Source organism: Plantactinospora sp. CA-294935 (genome assembly GCF_050936445.1).
Classification (GTDB): Bacteria; Actinomycetota; Actinomycetes; order Mycobacteriales; family Micromonosporaceae; genus Plantactinospora.
On record NZ_JBNJMU010000001.1, the window covers coordinates 9759441 to 9773645 of the forward strand.

Genomic DNA, 14205 nt, shown 5'->3' on the forward strand with positions numbered 1-14205 from the left:
GACTCAAGAAATGACCGGCAACACAGCCAGACACCTCAGTGGCGGCTTGGCCCCACGCGCGTCGCCGAGAGAGCCGACGTGGAGGTCCAACCCGACGCGGCAGCAACAAAACGGGTGCTACAAGCCGCTCTGGTCCCAGAATGACGCATGCCGGTATATAACTGGCACACGCCGAGAATACGAGGCTAATGGGGGACTTTCGGCGGCATGGATCAGCGGATCCTGGCGCCCACGGTGACCGCCTCGCGGGCCAGACGATCGGCGGCGGCGTCATCGCCTGCGGCGGCGTGCAGCCGGGCGAGTTTGTCCAGCACACTGGCCAGCAGGTACGGATAGTTGATACTGCGGGCCACCTCGACGGCGTGTTCTCCCTGACTGATCGCGGCGGGAAGGTCCTCGTCGTGCAGGGCGGGTTCGAGCAGGTCGACGAGAACGCGGGTCTCGAACATGGGGTCATGGAGCGCTCGGGCGATCTCCACGCCTTCGAGGAGCCGCTGGCGCGCATCGACATGCTTGCCTCCGGCCAGGTGGAGGCAGCCCCAGGCATGGGCCACATAGAACCCGCCGGAGGGCCCGATGTCGCCGGCACAGGCGGACAGCTCGGTGAAGGCCTCCTCCGCCTCGGCGTGGCGGCCGAGTGCGAGCTGCGCCTGACCGAGCCAGTACGTGTCCCGCGCGATCAAGTTCCGGATTCTCTGTTCCCTCGCTCCGGCAAGGATCTCTGCGAAGACCTCCACCGCGACGCCGGGCCTCCCCGCCTGAAGGTGAGCGAGGCCGACCTGCGAGTACGCGTGCAGTGCCGCCGCTGCCTGCCCGCTGGCGTTGAGCCGAACGTGCGCCTCGCCGCCGGCCGCGATCGCCTCCGTCAGACGTCCATTCTGCACGAGGAAGAACGGGGCGTTGCTCAGCGCCGCCAGGTAGCCCCGCTGGTCGCCGATCCGCTCGAACAGGCGCATGGCCTCGGTATTGGACTCCTCCGCCGGGCCGTACCGGCGCCGGGTGTAACGCAGTCCGGCCATCGAAATCAGTAGCCGGGCCTGGCCCCGCAGGTTTCCCACAGCCTTGGCCAGCGCCATCGCCGTTTCGTAGCACTCCTGCCAGTCGTCGAAGTACCGCTCCGTCTCGAACAGCGCGTGCGCGCCCACGGCCAGTTCCCAGCAGAGTTCGTCCCTGCCGAGCGCCGCAGCCTGCCGCACGCCGGCTACCAGCGCGATCCGCTCCGAGTCCAGCGACGACATCGGCGGGACGGAAGGCGGCAGGCTTGCCGCCACCCGCTCCGGCCGCCAGCGCGGAGCGTCCCGCTGGAACATGTTCTGGCCCATGTGGTCGCGGTCGGCGATGTCCGTGAGGGCAACGAGGGCGCTGAGGGCGCGCTCGATGGCCGCGTGCCGGGTCGCCGTCGACTCCTCTTCCTCCGCGCGCTCCCTGGCGTACGCGCGGATCAGGTCGTGGAAGCCGTAGCGCGCCTGGTCATTCGGTGTTCTGGTGACGTCGAGCAGGTGGACGTCGACCAGTTCGTCGAGAAGTTCCTGGGCGGTACGCAGTTCGGTGTCGAGTGCGGCCGCCGCCGCCCAGAGTGGGAAGTCGGGTGCCTCCAGGAGCCCGAGGAGCCGGAACAGCCGTCGCGCCTCGGGCCGGAGCCCTTCGTAGCTCAGCCCGAAGCTGGCCCGTACTTCGAGATCGCGGTAGCGGAGCGCGTCCAGCCGATGCTGTTCGTCGGCCAACCGCGACACGAGGTCCGGGAGGCGCCAATGCGGTCGCGACGCCAGGAGCGAGCCGACGATCCGCAGGGCGAGCGGCAGCCGTGCGCAGAGCCGTACCAGGGCGGAAAGCTCCGGTTGGCCCGCCGAGGCCAGTCGGTCGTCCGTGCTGTTACGCAGCAGGGCCAGGCTGTCGGCCTCGGACATCTCGCCGAGCTCGACCCGGCGCGCACCACCGAGACCGCCGAACCGTACCCGGCCGGTGACGATCACCCCACACGTCCCGCTCGCCGGTATCAAGGGCGCCAACTGCGCCTCGTCGAGCGCGTCGTCGAGTACCACCAGGATCCGGCGTTCCGAGAGCAGACTCCGGTAGTGCTCCGCACGCTCCTCCGGATCATCCGGCACCGCGGTAGCGGGGACACCCAGCGCGCGCAGGAAGCGGCCGAGCACGATGGCCGGGTCGACCGGCTCGGCACGCGTGCCGGCCAGCATCGCGAAGAGCTGCCCGTCGGCATAGACGGACCTGAGGCGATGCGCGGCCTTCACCGCGAGCGCGGTCTTGCCGGTCCCACCCGGGCCCGAAATCGTCACCACCGCGGCCGGCTCGTCGCAGGCGCGATCCTCGCGGAGCACCGCATCGATCTCCGCCAGCTCGACCCGCTGCCCGGTGAAGTCGCCGAGCGCCGGAGGCAGCATCCGGGGTCTGGCAGCTTCGGCGCCGTTGACTCTCTGACCTTCCCGCGCGCCGGCCCCGGCCACGGCCGGCGGATCGAGTGCGGGGTCCTCGCCGAGGATGGCCTGGTACAGGTTCCGCAACTGCTGCCCAGGGTCCAACCCGGTCTCCTCGACCAGGACGTCACGGGCCTGGAGATAGACCCCCAGCGCGTCCGCTCGCCGGCCACAGCGATACAGCGCGAGCATGAGCTGGGCCCACATCCGCTCGCGGAACGGGTGTTCCTTCGTCAGCGCGGTCAGCTCGCCCAGCAGTTCGCCGTGCCGGGCGAGCCGAAGGTCGACCTCGATCCGCTCTTCAAGTACGCAGAGCCGTAGTTCGTCCAGGCGTGCAGCCTCCGCGACCAGCGCGGAGATGTCGGCGATCCCGGCGAACGCGGGCCCCCGCCAGAACCGCAAGGCCTCGTCGAAGAGGCGGCGCGACTGCTCAAGGTCCCCGGCCGCCAGCGCCGTACGGGCCATGACCGTCAGATCCTCGAAACGCGCCGCGTCCAGTTCGTGCCGGCCCGCACGCAACAGATAGCCGGAGCCCTCCCGGGTGATACGCCCCGGATCCCCTAGGCACTGCCGGAGCCGGTGAACATACGTCTGCACGTTCTTGGCGGCGCTCTTCGGCTGCTCCTCGCCCCAGATCGCTTCCGCGAGCGCGGCGGCGGAGACCGGCCGGCCCGACCGACACAGCAACACCGCCAGGAGTACCTGCGCTTTCGGCGTGCCCAGATCCAGCGGTACGCCCGCCCGCCACACCGCCAGCGGGCCCAGTACCCCGAAGTCCACAGCCGCGCCCTCCCGCCCTCGGCACTAACTGTAATGGCCGGCGGTTCGTCACCGGCCCGGCCGGCGCTGTGCCGGCCGCGGAGTGAAGGGCCGTAGCGAGTCCTCGTTCGGTCGCCAGAAACTCGGTGTACCGGTGGAGCCACTTCGCGGTGTGTTCCTGGCTCGTGCGCGGCGGTCAGTGTCGGGGGTCCGCGTCGGCGCAGACATCGACCTCGCGCGGAAACACGGCCTTGACCAGGTCCGAGCGCTGCCGGACGTGCCGGTACCGCGTCCCGACTCCGACGCCGGCCAGATCAGCGATCTCCTTGGTGGGCGCGTCCACGCCCGACGTGCCGGAGACGGCCTTCGCCGCGCTCACCGGCGGCACGTCGTCCGCCATCGATGAGTCCGGTCCGGCCGTCCCTGGCAGCGACTCGCGCGATAGCGCAAGTAACACGGTTTTGATAGCACCTTGACGACATCACCTTTACGCAATAGTATGGTATCAATGCTACCACGATATGAGGGAGCACTATCCGATGTCTGTCGTCCTCATCACCGGAGCCGCCACCGGGATCGGCAACCTGGCCGCCCGCGCCGGCGTCGCTGCGGAAATCGTCCGCGTCCTGGACCTGCCCTTCGGCGACAAGCCGTTTCGGACCGTGATCGACGACGCCCACGCCGGCGTGGAACACGTCAACGACGTCGCGTACCAGACCCGCGCCGACTTCGTTCGGCGGTTGGGTCGCCCCGAGCTGCTCGCCCCGGCCCGTTCCTGATCTACCGAAACCAGAGAAGGAGAACACTGTGCCCTCCAACCAGAGCCGGGTCGCCGTCGTGACCGGAGGATCCCGCGGGATCGGCCGGGCCGTCGCGCTGAGGCTCGCCGTCGACGGTCAGGACGTGGTCGTCGGCTACGCCGGTAACGAGACTGAGGCGAAATCCACGGTCGCGGCGATCTATCGCAGCCGTCATCGCTGAGGCCGCGGCGTTCCTCAGCGAGGCAGTCGGGCTACCCGCCTGGGCGATGTTCGTCGGCTGGGTGGCCCGGTTCACCCGCCCGGTCTCGGCCCTGCACAGCGTGCACGCCGTCATCAGTCTGTGGGCGGGAATTCTGCTGGCCGTGGCCGGGCACCTCATCGTCGCCTTCCTGTCCCCGTCGATCGGGGTGGCGGCGCTGCCCGTCGCGGTGTTCGTGCTCGCCTGCGTCGCCGTCGGCATGCGTACCACACCCGTGCTCGACAACATGCTCGCCTGGTTCGTCGGCCTCGTCGCGTTCTTCGCTCTGCATCCCGAGAACATGCTGACCGGGCTGTTCACGTTGATCGCGGCCAGCACCGTCGGCGCGGGCGCCGGCTACGCCTGCCAGCGCCTGCAGCAGCGGTTCGCCGCCTGAGTGGCGTGGAAGAGCCGGCACCGCAGTTCGACAGGCCGGTGGCAACCCGGCTCGGTGCCGCGGTGCCGGCTCGATCCCCACCACAACAGCTACGACCGACAAGACCCTTTCCAAGGAGGCAAAGTCATGTCCCATCGACCGTTTCGACGCGCCGCGACGGGCCTGAGCCTGATCGCCGCGCTCGCCCTGACAGCCTGCTCGCCCGATCGTCAGCCGATGGCCAACCCCGGCAACGGGCAGCCGGGCGCCACCCGCAGTGACGGCCCGGTCGCGACGCTCGGCGAACCCACCGAGATCGCCAACGGCCTCGACGCGCCGTGGGGGTTGACCTTCCTTCCCGACGGATCCGCGCTGGTGTCGCAGCGGATCAGCGGTGACATCGTCCGAGTCCCGGCCGGTGGCGGCACGCCGCAGACAGTCGGTGCGGTACCCGGTGTGGTGGCCAGTTCCGAGGGCGGCCTGCTCGGCATCGCCGCCTCACGCGACTTCGCCACCGATCGCACGGTCTACGCCTCGGTCTCCGGTGCGCAGGAGAACACCATCGTCGCCCTGCGCGTCGCCGACGACTTCCGATCGCTGCGGCAGGACCGAGTACTTCTCGACGGCATCCAGACCGCCGACCGCCACCACGGCGGGCGCATCGTGATCGGCCCGGACGGCAACCTCTGGATCGGCACCGGCGACGCGTTCGAGCCGGAGAACGCCGCCGACGACGCCGCGCTCAACGGCAAGGTCCTGCGGATCCGCCCGGACGGCTCCATCCCGCGAGACAACCCCTCGCCCGACTCTCCGATCTACTCCTCAGGGCACCGCAACGTCCAGGGGATCGCCTTCGGGCCCGACGGCACGGCATACGGTTCCGAACTGGGCCACCGCACCTGGGACGAGGTCAACGTGCTCCGGCCGGGTCAGGACTACGGTTGGCCGGAGACCGAGGGTGTGCAGGGCAGCACCGGAGTGTCACCGATCTTCACCGTGCACCCCGATGACGCCTCGCCCTCGGGTGTCGCCTACGCCGCCGGATCACTCTGGATCGGCGCGCTCGGCGGCCAACGTCTGTGGCAACTACCCGTCGCCGGCAACGCCGCGACCGGGGACGCCGTCGAGCACTTCGAGGGCGACCACGGACGGATCCGTACCGTCGAGGTCGCCCCCGACGGGGCGCTTTGGCTGGTCACGTCCAACACCGACCGCGCCACCTGGGGCGGAACCGATCCGCGTCCGGATGACGACCGCATCCTGCGCGTCGAGGTGCAACCACGCTGAGCGCGCGTACCCAGCCCGCAGGACCAGCGGTGTCGGTCGGTGACGAACCAGTGGCCACCTGCGTGGTACACCACGATCCCGGCGACGCTCCGCAGCTCATCGACATGAGGAGGTAACGGCCGATGTACATTACGGCCATGCCCGCCAAGGCCCCCCGCGAACGCATCATCGAGGCCACGGCGACCCTACTTTCCGAAGGTGGCCGCGACGCCGTCTCCACCCGCACCGTCTGCGCGGCGGCCCGAGTGCAAGCGCCAGCCATCTACCGGCTGTTCGGCGACATGCAGGGCCTGCTCGACGCCGCCGGCAGCTTCGGTCTCGCCACCTACCTGGCCCAGAAGACCGCGATCGAGGACAGCGACGATCCCGTCGAGGATCTGCGCACCGGGTGGGATCTCCACGTCGAATTCGGCCTCGCTCAGCCGGCGTTCTACACCCTCATCTTCGGCGACGTGCGTCCCGGCCACGAATCCCCGGCCGCGGGACAAGCCGCCGCCATCCTCGCCCACCGGGTCAACCGCATCGCCCAGGCCGGCCGGCTTCGCGTCACCGAGGAACGCGCCGCCCAGCTCGTGCACTCCACCGGCAAAGGCGTGACGCTCACGCTCATCGCCACGCCACCGGAGAAACGCGACCTGGCTCTTTCCACGATCGCCCGCGAGTCGATCCTGGCCGCCATCACCACCGACACCGTCACCGCGGCCGCCTCCACTGGTCTGCTCAACGCCGCCGTCTCGCTGCAGGCCCACCTCGACGAGGCCACCGTCCTCACCGACGGAGAACGCATACTGCTCGGCGAGTGGTTACACCGCATAGGCAAGCACTGAACCTTTTTCAACCTGAACCGCGTGGCGCTCACACACCGCGTCCGACCTCGCGCTCCGACGGACCGCAAGGGGAGGTTGAAAAAGGTTCACTGAGTCACCGTCGACCAACGTCTGTTCGGGGTACGACGATGCCGTCCGAGCACGGCTCACGTCACACCCGGGCTGATTGTGATCGGCCCGGAGGAACGCTGGCGTCAGCACGCCCCGACGCATCCGTCGTACCGCTGCCGCGCCTTCCGATCGCCTGCCCCATCTGAGCATCCTCGTCGGTAGTCGCTTCTCGCGGCCTCATGCGGATCTCGTGGCCTTGTCCGGACGCCGGCAACTGAGGGCTCCTTCGCACCTCCAACCGAGCGCATTGGCCGAGTGCACCCGGTACCACCAGCCTCTGCTACGTCTCGTCCGGTTATCCCTTCAAAGAGCCTTGGAGCAGGGCCTTGATGAATTGGCGCTGGAAGATGAGGAAGACGATGAGTGTCGGGGTGAGGATCAGCAGCGAGCCGGCGCAGAGCAGCACCTGGTCGGTGCCCCACTGACCTTGGAAGGCGCCGAGCGCGCCGGCCATGGTGCGTCTGGTGGGGTCGTCGACGAGCACGATGGCGAGTAGGAACTGGTTCCAGGTCCACAGGAACAGCAGGATCGTGAGCGAGGCGATCGCGGGCCGGGCGAGTGGCACCTGGACGCGCCAGAAGAGTTGCCAGGTGGTGCTGCCGTCGACGCGGGCGGCTTCGGCGAGTTCCTGGGGCACGTTGACGAAGTGGGCGCGCATCCAGAAGACGGCGAAGGGCATGTAGAGGCCGGTCAGCGGCAGGATGATCGCCCACCGGGTGTTGAGCAGCCCCAGTTCCTCGACCTGGTAGTAGATGGGTGTGATCACGGCCTCGAACGGGAGGGTGAGGCCGAGCAGGAAGAGCAGGAAGACGAACCGGCCGCCCGGTACGCGCAGGTGGCCGAGGCCGAAGCCGGCCATCGTGGCGATGAGCACGGAGACGGGTACCACGCCAGCGACGATGAGCAGGCTGGAGCGCAGCAGGGCGGACATGTTCGCGACGTTGAAGGCGTCGACGAAGTTGCCCCACTGCGGGTCGCTCGGCCAGGCAAGCCCGGTGGGCACGGTCCCGCGGGGTTGCAGCGCGGCCGACAGCATGCTGACGAACGGCAGCAGCGTCACCACCACCAGGCCGATCAAGAAGAGCCGGCCGGTAAGCAGTTCACGACGGCTCAGGTTCATCCCTTGTCCTCCCGGGTGAGCCGCTGGATCGGCAGCACGCAGGCGAGTACCAGCACCATGAGCACCACGCCAAGGGCGGAGGCGAGACCGACCTGGCGCTGAGCGAAGGCCAGCCGGTAGATCTCCAGGCCGGGCACCGTGGTCTGCAGGCCGGGGCCGCCACCGGTGGAGATGTAGACGATGTCGAAGCTGGCCAGCGCGGCGATGACGGTGACTGTCAGGCAGACGCCGATCTCCTGGCGCAGGCCGGGCAGCGTGACCGCCAGGAACTCCCGGACCGGACCGGCGCCGTCGATGCGGGCCGCCTCGTACAGCGAGGGATCGATCTTGCTCATGCCGGTGACCAGCAGGATCGTGCAGAGGCCGAGCAGCACCCAGGCGCCGATCACGCCGACCGCCGGAAGGGCGGTGTCGAACTCGCCGAGCCAGGCCCGCGCCAGCCCGCCGAGGCCCACCGCGCGAAGTACCTGGTTGGCCAGGCCGGTCGAGGAGAGCAGCCAGCTAAAGGCGATACCCGCCGCGACCAGCGGGATCACCTGCGGCAGGAACAGCACCGTGCGTACGACCGTGCCGAACGGGCCGCCGGTGATCCGCCGTACCAGTGTGGCCACCAGCAGGCCGACGCCGACCGGGATGAAGCTGAAGAAGATGATCAGCACGAACGCGTTCCCGATGATCTTCAGCAGGTCACGGTCGGTGAAGACCGTGGCGTAGTTGTCGAGCCCCGCCCAGCGGGCCACGCCGATGCCGTTCCAGTGGTAGAGGGAGTACTGGAAGGTCAGCACCAGCGGGCGCAGCACAAACACGGCGTACATGAGGAAGGCGGGCAGCACGTAGAGCCAGCCGCTCCACCGGGCCGTGCGGGCCCACCGGCGCCGCCGCGCTCGCCCGAGCGTCGGGGAACCCTCGCGGGCCGGCCGGGAGAGGCCGGCCCGCTGGGCGGTCGCGCTGCCGGGGGCAGACGTCACTGGGACAGTTCCTTCTCGTACTCGGTCTGCACGGCTTTCACATAGCCTTCGGGGGTCTGCTGCCCGGCGACGAGCTTTTGCATCTCGGGTGTGATGGCGGAGGCGAAGATCGCGCCGGTGGCGTTGGCGGTGAAGTCGACCGCGCCGTTTTCCGCGCCGAGTTGCTGCGACGCCTTGAGCGTCTGGGCCAGCACGGTACCGTCGGCGGCGGGCGGCACGGTCAGATCGGGCGGCCCGCCGGGGCTGGAGCCGCCGACCTTCACCGTGATCTCGCGGGCCTTGTCGTTGGTGTGCAGCCAGTTGAGAAAGAACGCCGCCGCGTCCGGGTGCTTGGCCTTGGCGCTGACGCCGAAGGTGTTGGGCGCGGACATCGCGACGTGTTTGGCGCCGGCGGTCTCGCCGGGGAAGAGGAAGAAGCCGACGTTGCCGGGCATGCTCTTGTCCAGGTTGGCCGACTCCCAGTCGCCGTTGAACATGAACAGGCCGCCGCCCTTCTGGAACTGGCCCATCATCGCGGTGTAGTCGATGGCGTTGGCGTCCTTGGGGAAGTAGCCGGCCTGCGCCCACTTCTGGATCGTCTGGGTGGCCTTGAGCGCGGCCGGAGTGTCGAACGTCGCGCCCGGCTTCTGGAAAATCCAGTCCGCGATCTGAGCCGGGTCGCCGAACTGGTTCTGCAACGCCTGGTGCGGGAAGTTGATCCCCGCGGTGTTCTTGTTGAACTGCATGATGGGCGGCACGTTGGCCGCTTTCGCCTTGGCCAGCAACGCCTCGAACTCCGCGACGGTCGCCGGCGGCTGTGTCATGCCCACCTTCTGCGCCAGTTGCTTGTCGTAGAACACGCCGGTGACGCTGTAGCCCAAGCCCATGGCGTACAACGAGCCGCTGCCGCGCGGCCGGCCGCCCTCGGCCACCCGCAGCTGCACGAGTTGCGAGGCCGGGAACTTGTCCCACCCGTACGCGGTGAAGTAGGGGTCGAGGTTTTTCAGCAGGCCGTCCTTGACCAGGTCGACCATCGTGGGCAGCCGGATGATGTCCGGCGCGTTGTCCGAGGCCATCACCCGCGGCGCGTTCTCCACGATGACCGTGAACTGGTCCTCCCGCACGTTGAACTTCACCTGCGGGTACTGCTTGCTGAACTCGTCAGCCAGCGCCCTGGCCAGCGGAAAGCCGGTCTCGGCATACATCTCCAACGTGATCGGCTCACTGCCCAGCTCGGTGCTCACCGCGGCACTGGTCTGCCCCGCCGTGGGCTCTTCGGCGCCGGGCGCGCCGCAGGCCGCGACCATCGCCAGGGCGACCAGCGGCGTGGCCAGCGCCAGGCGCCGCCGCGACGACCGCCTTGCTCTATATCCGGGCATCTATGGCTCCTTGCTCGTACCGCACCCCGCCGACTCACTCCACGGCGCGGTGACTCCCAATGCCGATTTCCGCGCGCGACAGCGTCGACGTCGTCGCACGGTCCATCTGCCGGACCGGAATTGCCAGCGTCCGGTCGCGGTGCCGCCCAACGAGCGGGTTTCAAGTCGCTAAACTGATTTAGCACGAGCATGGCCGCGGCGCCCAACGGTGTCAAGGACCATTTCGGCAACGACCTGGAAACGGCCGGTTCATACCGCGTCGGGCCGGCGCCACGGGGGCAACGGCCGCACACGGTGCCGTCGCGGCTTCCACCGCGCGCCGGCAGCGCATCATGATGGGGACGGACGGCGCGTGGTGGCTGTCGCCTGATACGGAGGATCGATGGGGCACAACAGGGTGACGCTTGCGGATGTGGCACGCCGGGCTGGGCTGTCCAAGACCGCCGTCTCGCTGGTGTTGAACGGACGAGAAGGCACCCGGCTCTCGACCGAAGCGCACCAGCGAGTCTTCGCCGCCGCCGAGGAGCTCGGCTACCGGCCCAACGTGGCCGCTCGAAGCCTGCGCACCCGCAAGACCGCCACCATCGCCTTCGTCTCCGACATCGTCGCCACCACCCGCTTCGCCGGCGGCATGATCCGCGGCGCCCTCGACGCCGCCCGCGAACACGACCACGTTCTCCTGATCGCCGAGACACAGGGCGACGCCGCCTTCGAAAAGCACGCGATCGACGCCATGCTCGACCGCCAGGTCGACGGCGTCATCTACGCCGCGATGGCCACCCGCCGGCTGACCGTCCCGCCCGCCCTGCTGGGCGGCCCGGTGGTGCTGCTCAACGCGACGAGCCCGGACGACGTCCCCTGCGTGCTGCCCGACGACGAACGAGCCGGAAGGACCGCGGCGACCGCCCTGCTGTCCCAGGGGCACCGCGACCGCATCGCGGTCATCGGCCGCAACCAACTCAAGGAGACCGATCCCGAGGTCTCGCTCGCCGCCGACGCCCGGCTACACGGCATCCGCGCCGCGCTCGCCGAGGTAGGCACCAAGATCCTGCGCGAGGCGTCCTGCCCCGACTGGCTACCCGAGCACGGCCACGCGGCCATGCGCACCCTCCTGCGCCGGTCCGAGCGACCCACCGCGGTGATCTGCATGAACGACCGCCTCGCCTTCGGCGCCTACCAGGCACTCGCCGAGGCCGGGCTCAACGTGCCGCAGGACGTCTCGATCGTCTCGTTCGACGACGACCCGATCGCCGCCTGGCTCCGCCCCAGCCTGTCAACCGTCGCACTCCCCCACGAAGCGATGGGCCGCCGCGCCGTCGATCTCCTCCTGGGCGGCCACGGCGCCGGGACCACACTCGTCCCGATGGCATTGCGACGCCGCAAGTCCATCGCGCCGCCGGCCTGAGCGGACGACGTCGCGCTAAATCGATTCACCTGGTAGCTTCCCGCGTATGCTTCGACTGCCGGACCACTGGGTGTGGGACAGCTGGTACGCACGGGACGACGACGGCGCCTGGCACGCGTTCTTTCTGCGCGCATCGCGGGCCTTGCTCGACCCGAACCGCCGCCACCATCGCGCGACGATCGGCCACGCGGTCTCCACCGACCTGCGCTCCTGGCGGCTGCTGCCGGATGCACTGGTGGCCGCCGACTCGGCTAGCTGGGACGACCTGGCGGTCTGGACCGGCTGCACCGTGCGCAACCCCGACGGCCGGTGGTACATGTTCTACACCGGGGTCAGCCGCGCCGAGCGGGGCCTGGTGCAGCGCATCGGGCTGGCCACCTCTGACGACCTCGTCACGTGGCACCGGCACGGCACCCAGCCACTGGTCGAGGCGGACCCGACCTGGTACGAGTTGCTCGACCCGACCGCCTGGTACGAACAGGCCTGGCGCGACCCGTGGGTGTTCCCTGACCCGGCCGGCGACGGCTGGCACATGGTCCTCACCGCCCGGGCCGACCTCGGCCCGGCCGCCGGCCGCGGCGTCATCGGCCACGCCACCTCCCGCGACCTGCTCCACTGGACCGTCCAGCCGCCGGTCTCCGCCCCGGCCGGCTTCGGCCACCTGGAAGTGCCCCAGGTCGCGGTCGTCGACGGCCGACCGATCCTGCTCTTCTGCACCAACGCCGGACCGTCAGAGCACCGCATCTGGGCCGCGCCCGGGCCGGACGTCACCGGACCGTGGGAGGTCGGCGCCGCACGCCCCTACGCCCACCCACACCTGTACGCGCCCCGCCTGGTGACCGACGTCGACGGGGCCTGGTCCGTCATCGGCTTCCTCGACCACGTCGACGGCGCGTTCGTCGGCGAGCTCAGCGACCCGCTCCCGGTGCGTTACCACCCGGCGGCGGGACTCGTCGCCCGCACGCCGGGTGGGCTCGCACTGTCCATGTCAGACCGTCAGGCCTGAGGCTTGGCCTGGCTCAGCAGCCACCGCAGGACGGAGCTGTCCTCATAGGTCGGTCCGGCGGCCAGGTGGTAGTCCGGCAGTGAGAACGTTGCGTCCTCGTACTCGGTGTAGTGCAGCAGCGTCCCGATCTGCTCCGGCGTCTTGCCACGCGCGGTGTACGCGTTCGTCAGCAGCGTGCGGGTGTTGCGGGCCAGGCTGACGTTCAGCAGGTGGTCGTGCACGCCGTGCGTCACCCACAGCGGGATCTCCGCCGCGGCGATCGCCGCCGCCTGCTCGGCGTTGACCGCGAAGCCACCGGTCACCAGCCCGCCGGCGAACAGGTCCGGCCGCTTGGCGAAGGCGTTCCACAGCAACTGCGAGCCGTACGAGACGGTGGTGGCGTAGACCCGCCGCTTGTCGACGGCGAATTCCTTGACGAACTGGTCGAGCATCTTGACCAACAGGTCCGCCTCGGCCGGGCCACCTACCCGCTGATTCTGTGGTGCGACGACGATGACATCTTCCGTGCTGCCAGTCCACTTCGGCTGCAGCCACGCGGTCGCGGGAATGTCCGCGGCCACCTGGACGAGCAGGTTGTCGCCGTCCCAGCCCATGCCGTGCCCGGGCAGCACGACCATCAACGGGTACCTCTTGGCCGGGTCATAGTTCTTCGGCAGGTGGTAGTGGTAGGGCAGCACCATCCCGCCGGACAGGTACGAGCCGTACCGGAACTCGTCGACAAGCTGGTTGACCGCCTTCTCGGTCACCTTGCGGGACGTCTGCGGTGTCGCCTTCGCCAGCACCGGGCCCTTGCCGGCGCCGAAGCGCGGCTGGCCGTACACGTTCTTGCGCTGCACCACCCTGGTCGGTAGGTCCGGGTTCACCTTGACCGTGCACAGGAAGGTCGGACACTTGGAGACGATGACCGTCCAGCCAGCGTTCTGCTCCGGGTCCAGCTCGACGATGACGTACCGACCCGGCACGGAGCGGCGGTCCGCCCGGGTGGCGGCTGCGCTGTTGACGTACGTCCGGGTGACCGTGCGGTCGGTCAGCTTGGGCAGGTCCTCGATGGGGTTGAAGCGGAAATTGTAAAGCGTGTCCTGCACGGCGAACGTGGAGTTGTCCAGCTCCCGCGGGTTGACCGCGTCGCCGTACTCGACCGCGACCGCGGACACCTTCTGGCCATAGGTGTAGACCGTCGTGATCGGAGTGACGCTCCGGATCCCCTGGTCCGAACCACCACCACCTCCGCCGCCGCCACCATGACTGTCATAGGCGAGACCCGACGTCGCCAGCGCCAGCGTCGAGGCGACCGCGACGACCCGTACACCAAGTCGCATGAGTTTTCCCTTCTCGGTCGCTAAACTGATTTAGCAGCAGCATGGGCGCGCCGTTCGAGCGTGTCAAGTACAAGCTTCGCCGCCGCACCGCAGTGTCGGGCACGGCGATAAGCGGGTGTGGAGGCGGTGGCGACCTGCCTCCACACCGGCTGAGTGGATCGGCCGGGCCTACCGCCGCCGACGCAGCCAGTGCAAGATCGACCGAGTCTCGTATGTCGGGCCGACCTATGGTTGGAAG

The 14205-nt window shown here is 69.3% G+C and carries 12 protein-coding genes and 1 pseudogene; 7 read left to right on the top strand and 6 right to left on the bottom strand.

What is annotated here, in order from left to right; all coding sequences use genetic code 11:
- Positions 1-212: 212 nt before the first annotated feature.
- Together ACQEVC_RS42240 and ACQEVC_RS42245 are read right to left on the bottom strand one after the other, a co-directional pair.
- Entirely contained in the window at positions 213-3212 is a 3000-nt protein-coding gene (locus ACQEVC_RS42240) for a BTAD domain-containing putative transcriptional regulator (protein WP_432889688.1), read from the bottom strand.
- Positions 3213-3387: 175 nt separating this feature from the next.
- Positions 3388-3591 carry a hypothetical protein gene (locus tag ACQEVC_RS42245; RefSeq protein ID WP_432889690.1) on the bottom strand — a complete coding sequence of 68 codons (204 nt, stop codon included), beginning with the start codon at positions 3589-3591 and terminating at the stop codon, positions 3388-3390.
- A gap of 139 nt (positions 3592-3730) precedes the next feature.
- On the opposite strand from ACQEVC_RS42245, the gene ACQEVC_RS42250 reads away from it, so the two are divergent.
- From ACQEVC_RS42250 to ACQEVC_RS42270, 5 genes and pseudogenes are all read left to right on the top strand, one after another.
- Entirely contained in the window at positions 3731-3970 is a 240-nt protein-coding gene (locus ACQEVC_RS42250; RefSeq protein ID WP_432889692.1) for a hypothetical protein, read from the top strand.
- A gap of 43 nt (positions 3971-4013) precedes the next feature.
- Positions 4014-4151, top strand: a pseudogene (locus tag ACQEVC_RS42255) (SDR family NAD(P)-dependent oxidoreductase); the annotation flags it as partial.
- Between the two features lie 13 nt (positions 4152-4164).
- Positions 4165-4587 carry a DUF1097 domain-containing protein gene (locus ACQEVC_RS42260; protein ID WP_432892019.1) on the top strand — a complete coding sequence of 141 codons (423 nt, stop codon included), beginning with the start codon at positions 4165-4167 and terminating at the stop codon, positions 4585-4587.
- A 126-nt stretch (positions 4588-4713) separates the two neighbouring features.
- A complete protein-coding gene (locus ACQEVC_RS42265) occupies positions 4714-5853 on the top strand; it encodes a PQQ-dependent sugar dehydrogenase (protein WP_432889694.1) in 1140 nt (379 codons plus the stop codon).
- 137 nt (positions 5854-5990) lie between these two features.
- Positions 5991-6680, top strand: coding sequence for a TetR/AcrR family transcriptional regulator (locus tag ACQEVC_RS42270; RefSeq protein ID WP_432889696.1), 690 nt, complete (start codon positions 5991-5993; stop codon positions 6678-6680).
- Positions 6681-7086: 406 nt separating this feature from the next.
- Here ACQEVC_RS42270 and ACQEVC_RS42275 read toward each other — a convergent pair whose 3' ends face one another.
- From ACQEVC_RS42275 to ACQEVC_RS42285, 3 genes are read right to left on the bottom strand one after another with little or no spacing between them, the layout of a single operon-like run.
- The gene (locus ACQEVC_RS42275; protein ID WP_432889698.1) at positions 7087-7911 is read right to left on the bottom strand and encodes a carbohydrate ABC transporter permease; all 825 of its coding nucleotides are present in this window, start codon (positions 7909-7911) and stop codon (positions 7087-7089) included.
- Positions 7908-8879, bottom strand: coding sequence for a carbohydrate ABC transporter permease (locus tag ACQEVC_RS42280; protein WP_432889700.1), 972 nt, complete (start codon positions 8877-8879; stop codon positions 7908-7910). Before ACQEVC_RS42280 ends, ACQEVC_RS42275 begins: the two co-directional genes overlap by 4 nt.
- Positions 8876-10102: an ABC transporter substrate-binding protein gene (locus ACQEVC_RS42285; protein ID WP_432889702.1), complete on the bottom strand. Its 1227-nt coding sequence runs from the start codon at positions 10100-10102 to the stop codon at positions 8876-8878. The genes ACQEVC_RS42280 and ACQEVC_RS42285 overlap by 4 nt, the downstream gene beginning before the upstream one ends.
- Before the next feature lie 547 nt (positions 10103-10649).
- Between ACQEVC_RS42285 and ACQEVC_RS42290 the strand changes: the two genes are divergently transcribed.
- Positions 10650-11642 (top strand): LacI family DNA-binding transcriptional regulator, encoded by a 993-nt coding sequence (locus ACQEVC_RS42290; RefSeq protein WP_432889704.1) that lies wholly within the window; start codon positions 10650-10652, stop codon positions 11640-11642.
- A gap of 46 nt (positions 11643-11688) precedes the next feature.
- The gene (locus ACQEVC_RS42295) at positions 11689-12648 is read left to right on the top strand and encodes a family 43 glycosylhydrolase (protein ID WP_432889706.1); all 960 of its coding nucleotides are present in this window, start codon (positions 11689-11691) and stop codon (positions 12646-12648) included.
- On the opposite strand, the gene ACQEVC_RS42300 is transcribed toward ACQEVC_RS42295, so the two are convergent.
- Positions 12639-13967 carry a hypothetical protein gene (locus ACQEVC_RS42300; RefSeq protein WP_432889708.1) on the bottom strand — a complete coding sequence of 443 codons (1329 nt, stop codon included), beginning with the start codon at positions 13965-13967 and terminating at the stop codon, positions 12639-12641. The genes ACQEVC_RS42295 and ACQEVC_RS42300 overlap by 10 nt on opposite strands.
- Between the last annotated feature and the right edge of the window lie 238 nt (positions 13968-14205).

Coding starts and splice junctions, on each gene's coding strand:
- ACQEVC_RS42265 (WP_432889694.1), top strand. CDS start 4,714: ATGTCCCATCGACCGTTTCGACGCGCCGCGACGGGCCTGAGCCTGATC.
- ACQEVC_RS42300 (WP_432889708.1), bottom strand. CDS start 13,967: ATGCGACTTGGTGTACGGGTCGTCGCGGTCGCCTCGACGCTGGCGCTG.
- ACQEVC_RS42250 (WP_432889692.1), top strand. CDS start 3,731: ATGTCTGTCGTCCTCATCACCGGAGCCGCCACCGGGATCGGCAACCTG.
- ACQEVC_RS42295 (WP_432889706.1), top strand. CDS start 11,689: ATGCTTCGACTGCCGGACCACTGGGTGTGGGACAGCTGGTACGCACGG.
- ACQEVC_RS42270 (WP_432889696.1), top strand. CDS start 5,991: ATGCCCGCCAAGGCCCCCCGCGAACGCATCATCGAGGCCACGGCGACC.
- ACQEVC_RS42245 (WP_432889690.1), bottom strand. CDS start 3,591: ATGGCGGACGACGTGCCGCCGGTGAGCGCGGCGAAGGCCGTCTCCGGC.
- ACQEVC_RS42275 (WP_432889698.1), bottom strand. CDS start 7,911: ATGAACCTGAGCCGTCGTGAACTGCTTACCGGCCGGCTCTTCTTGATC.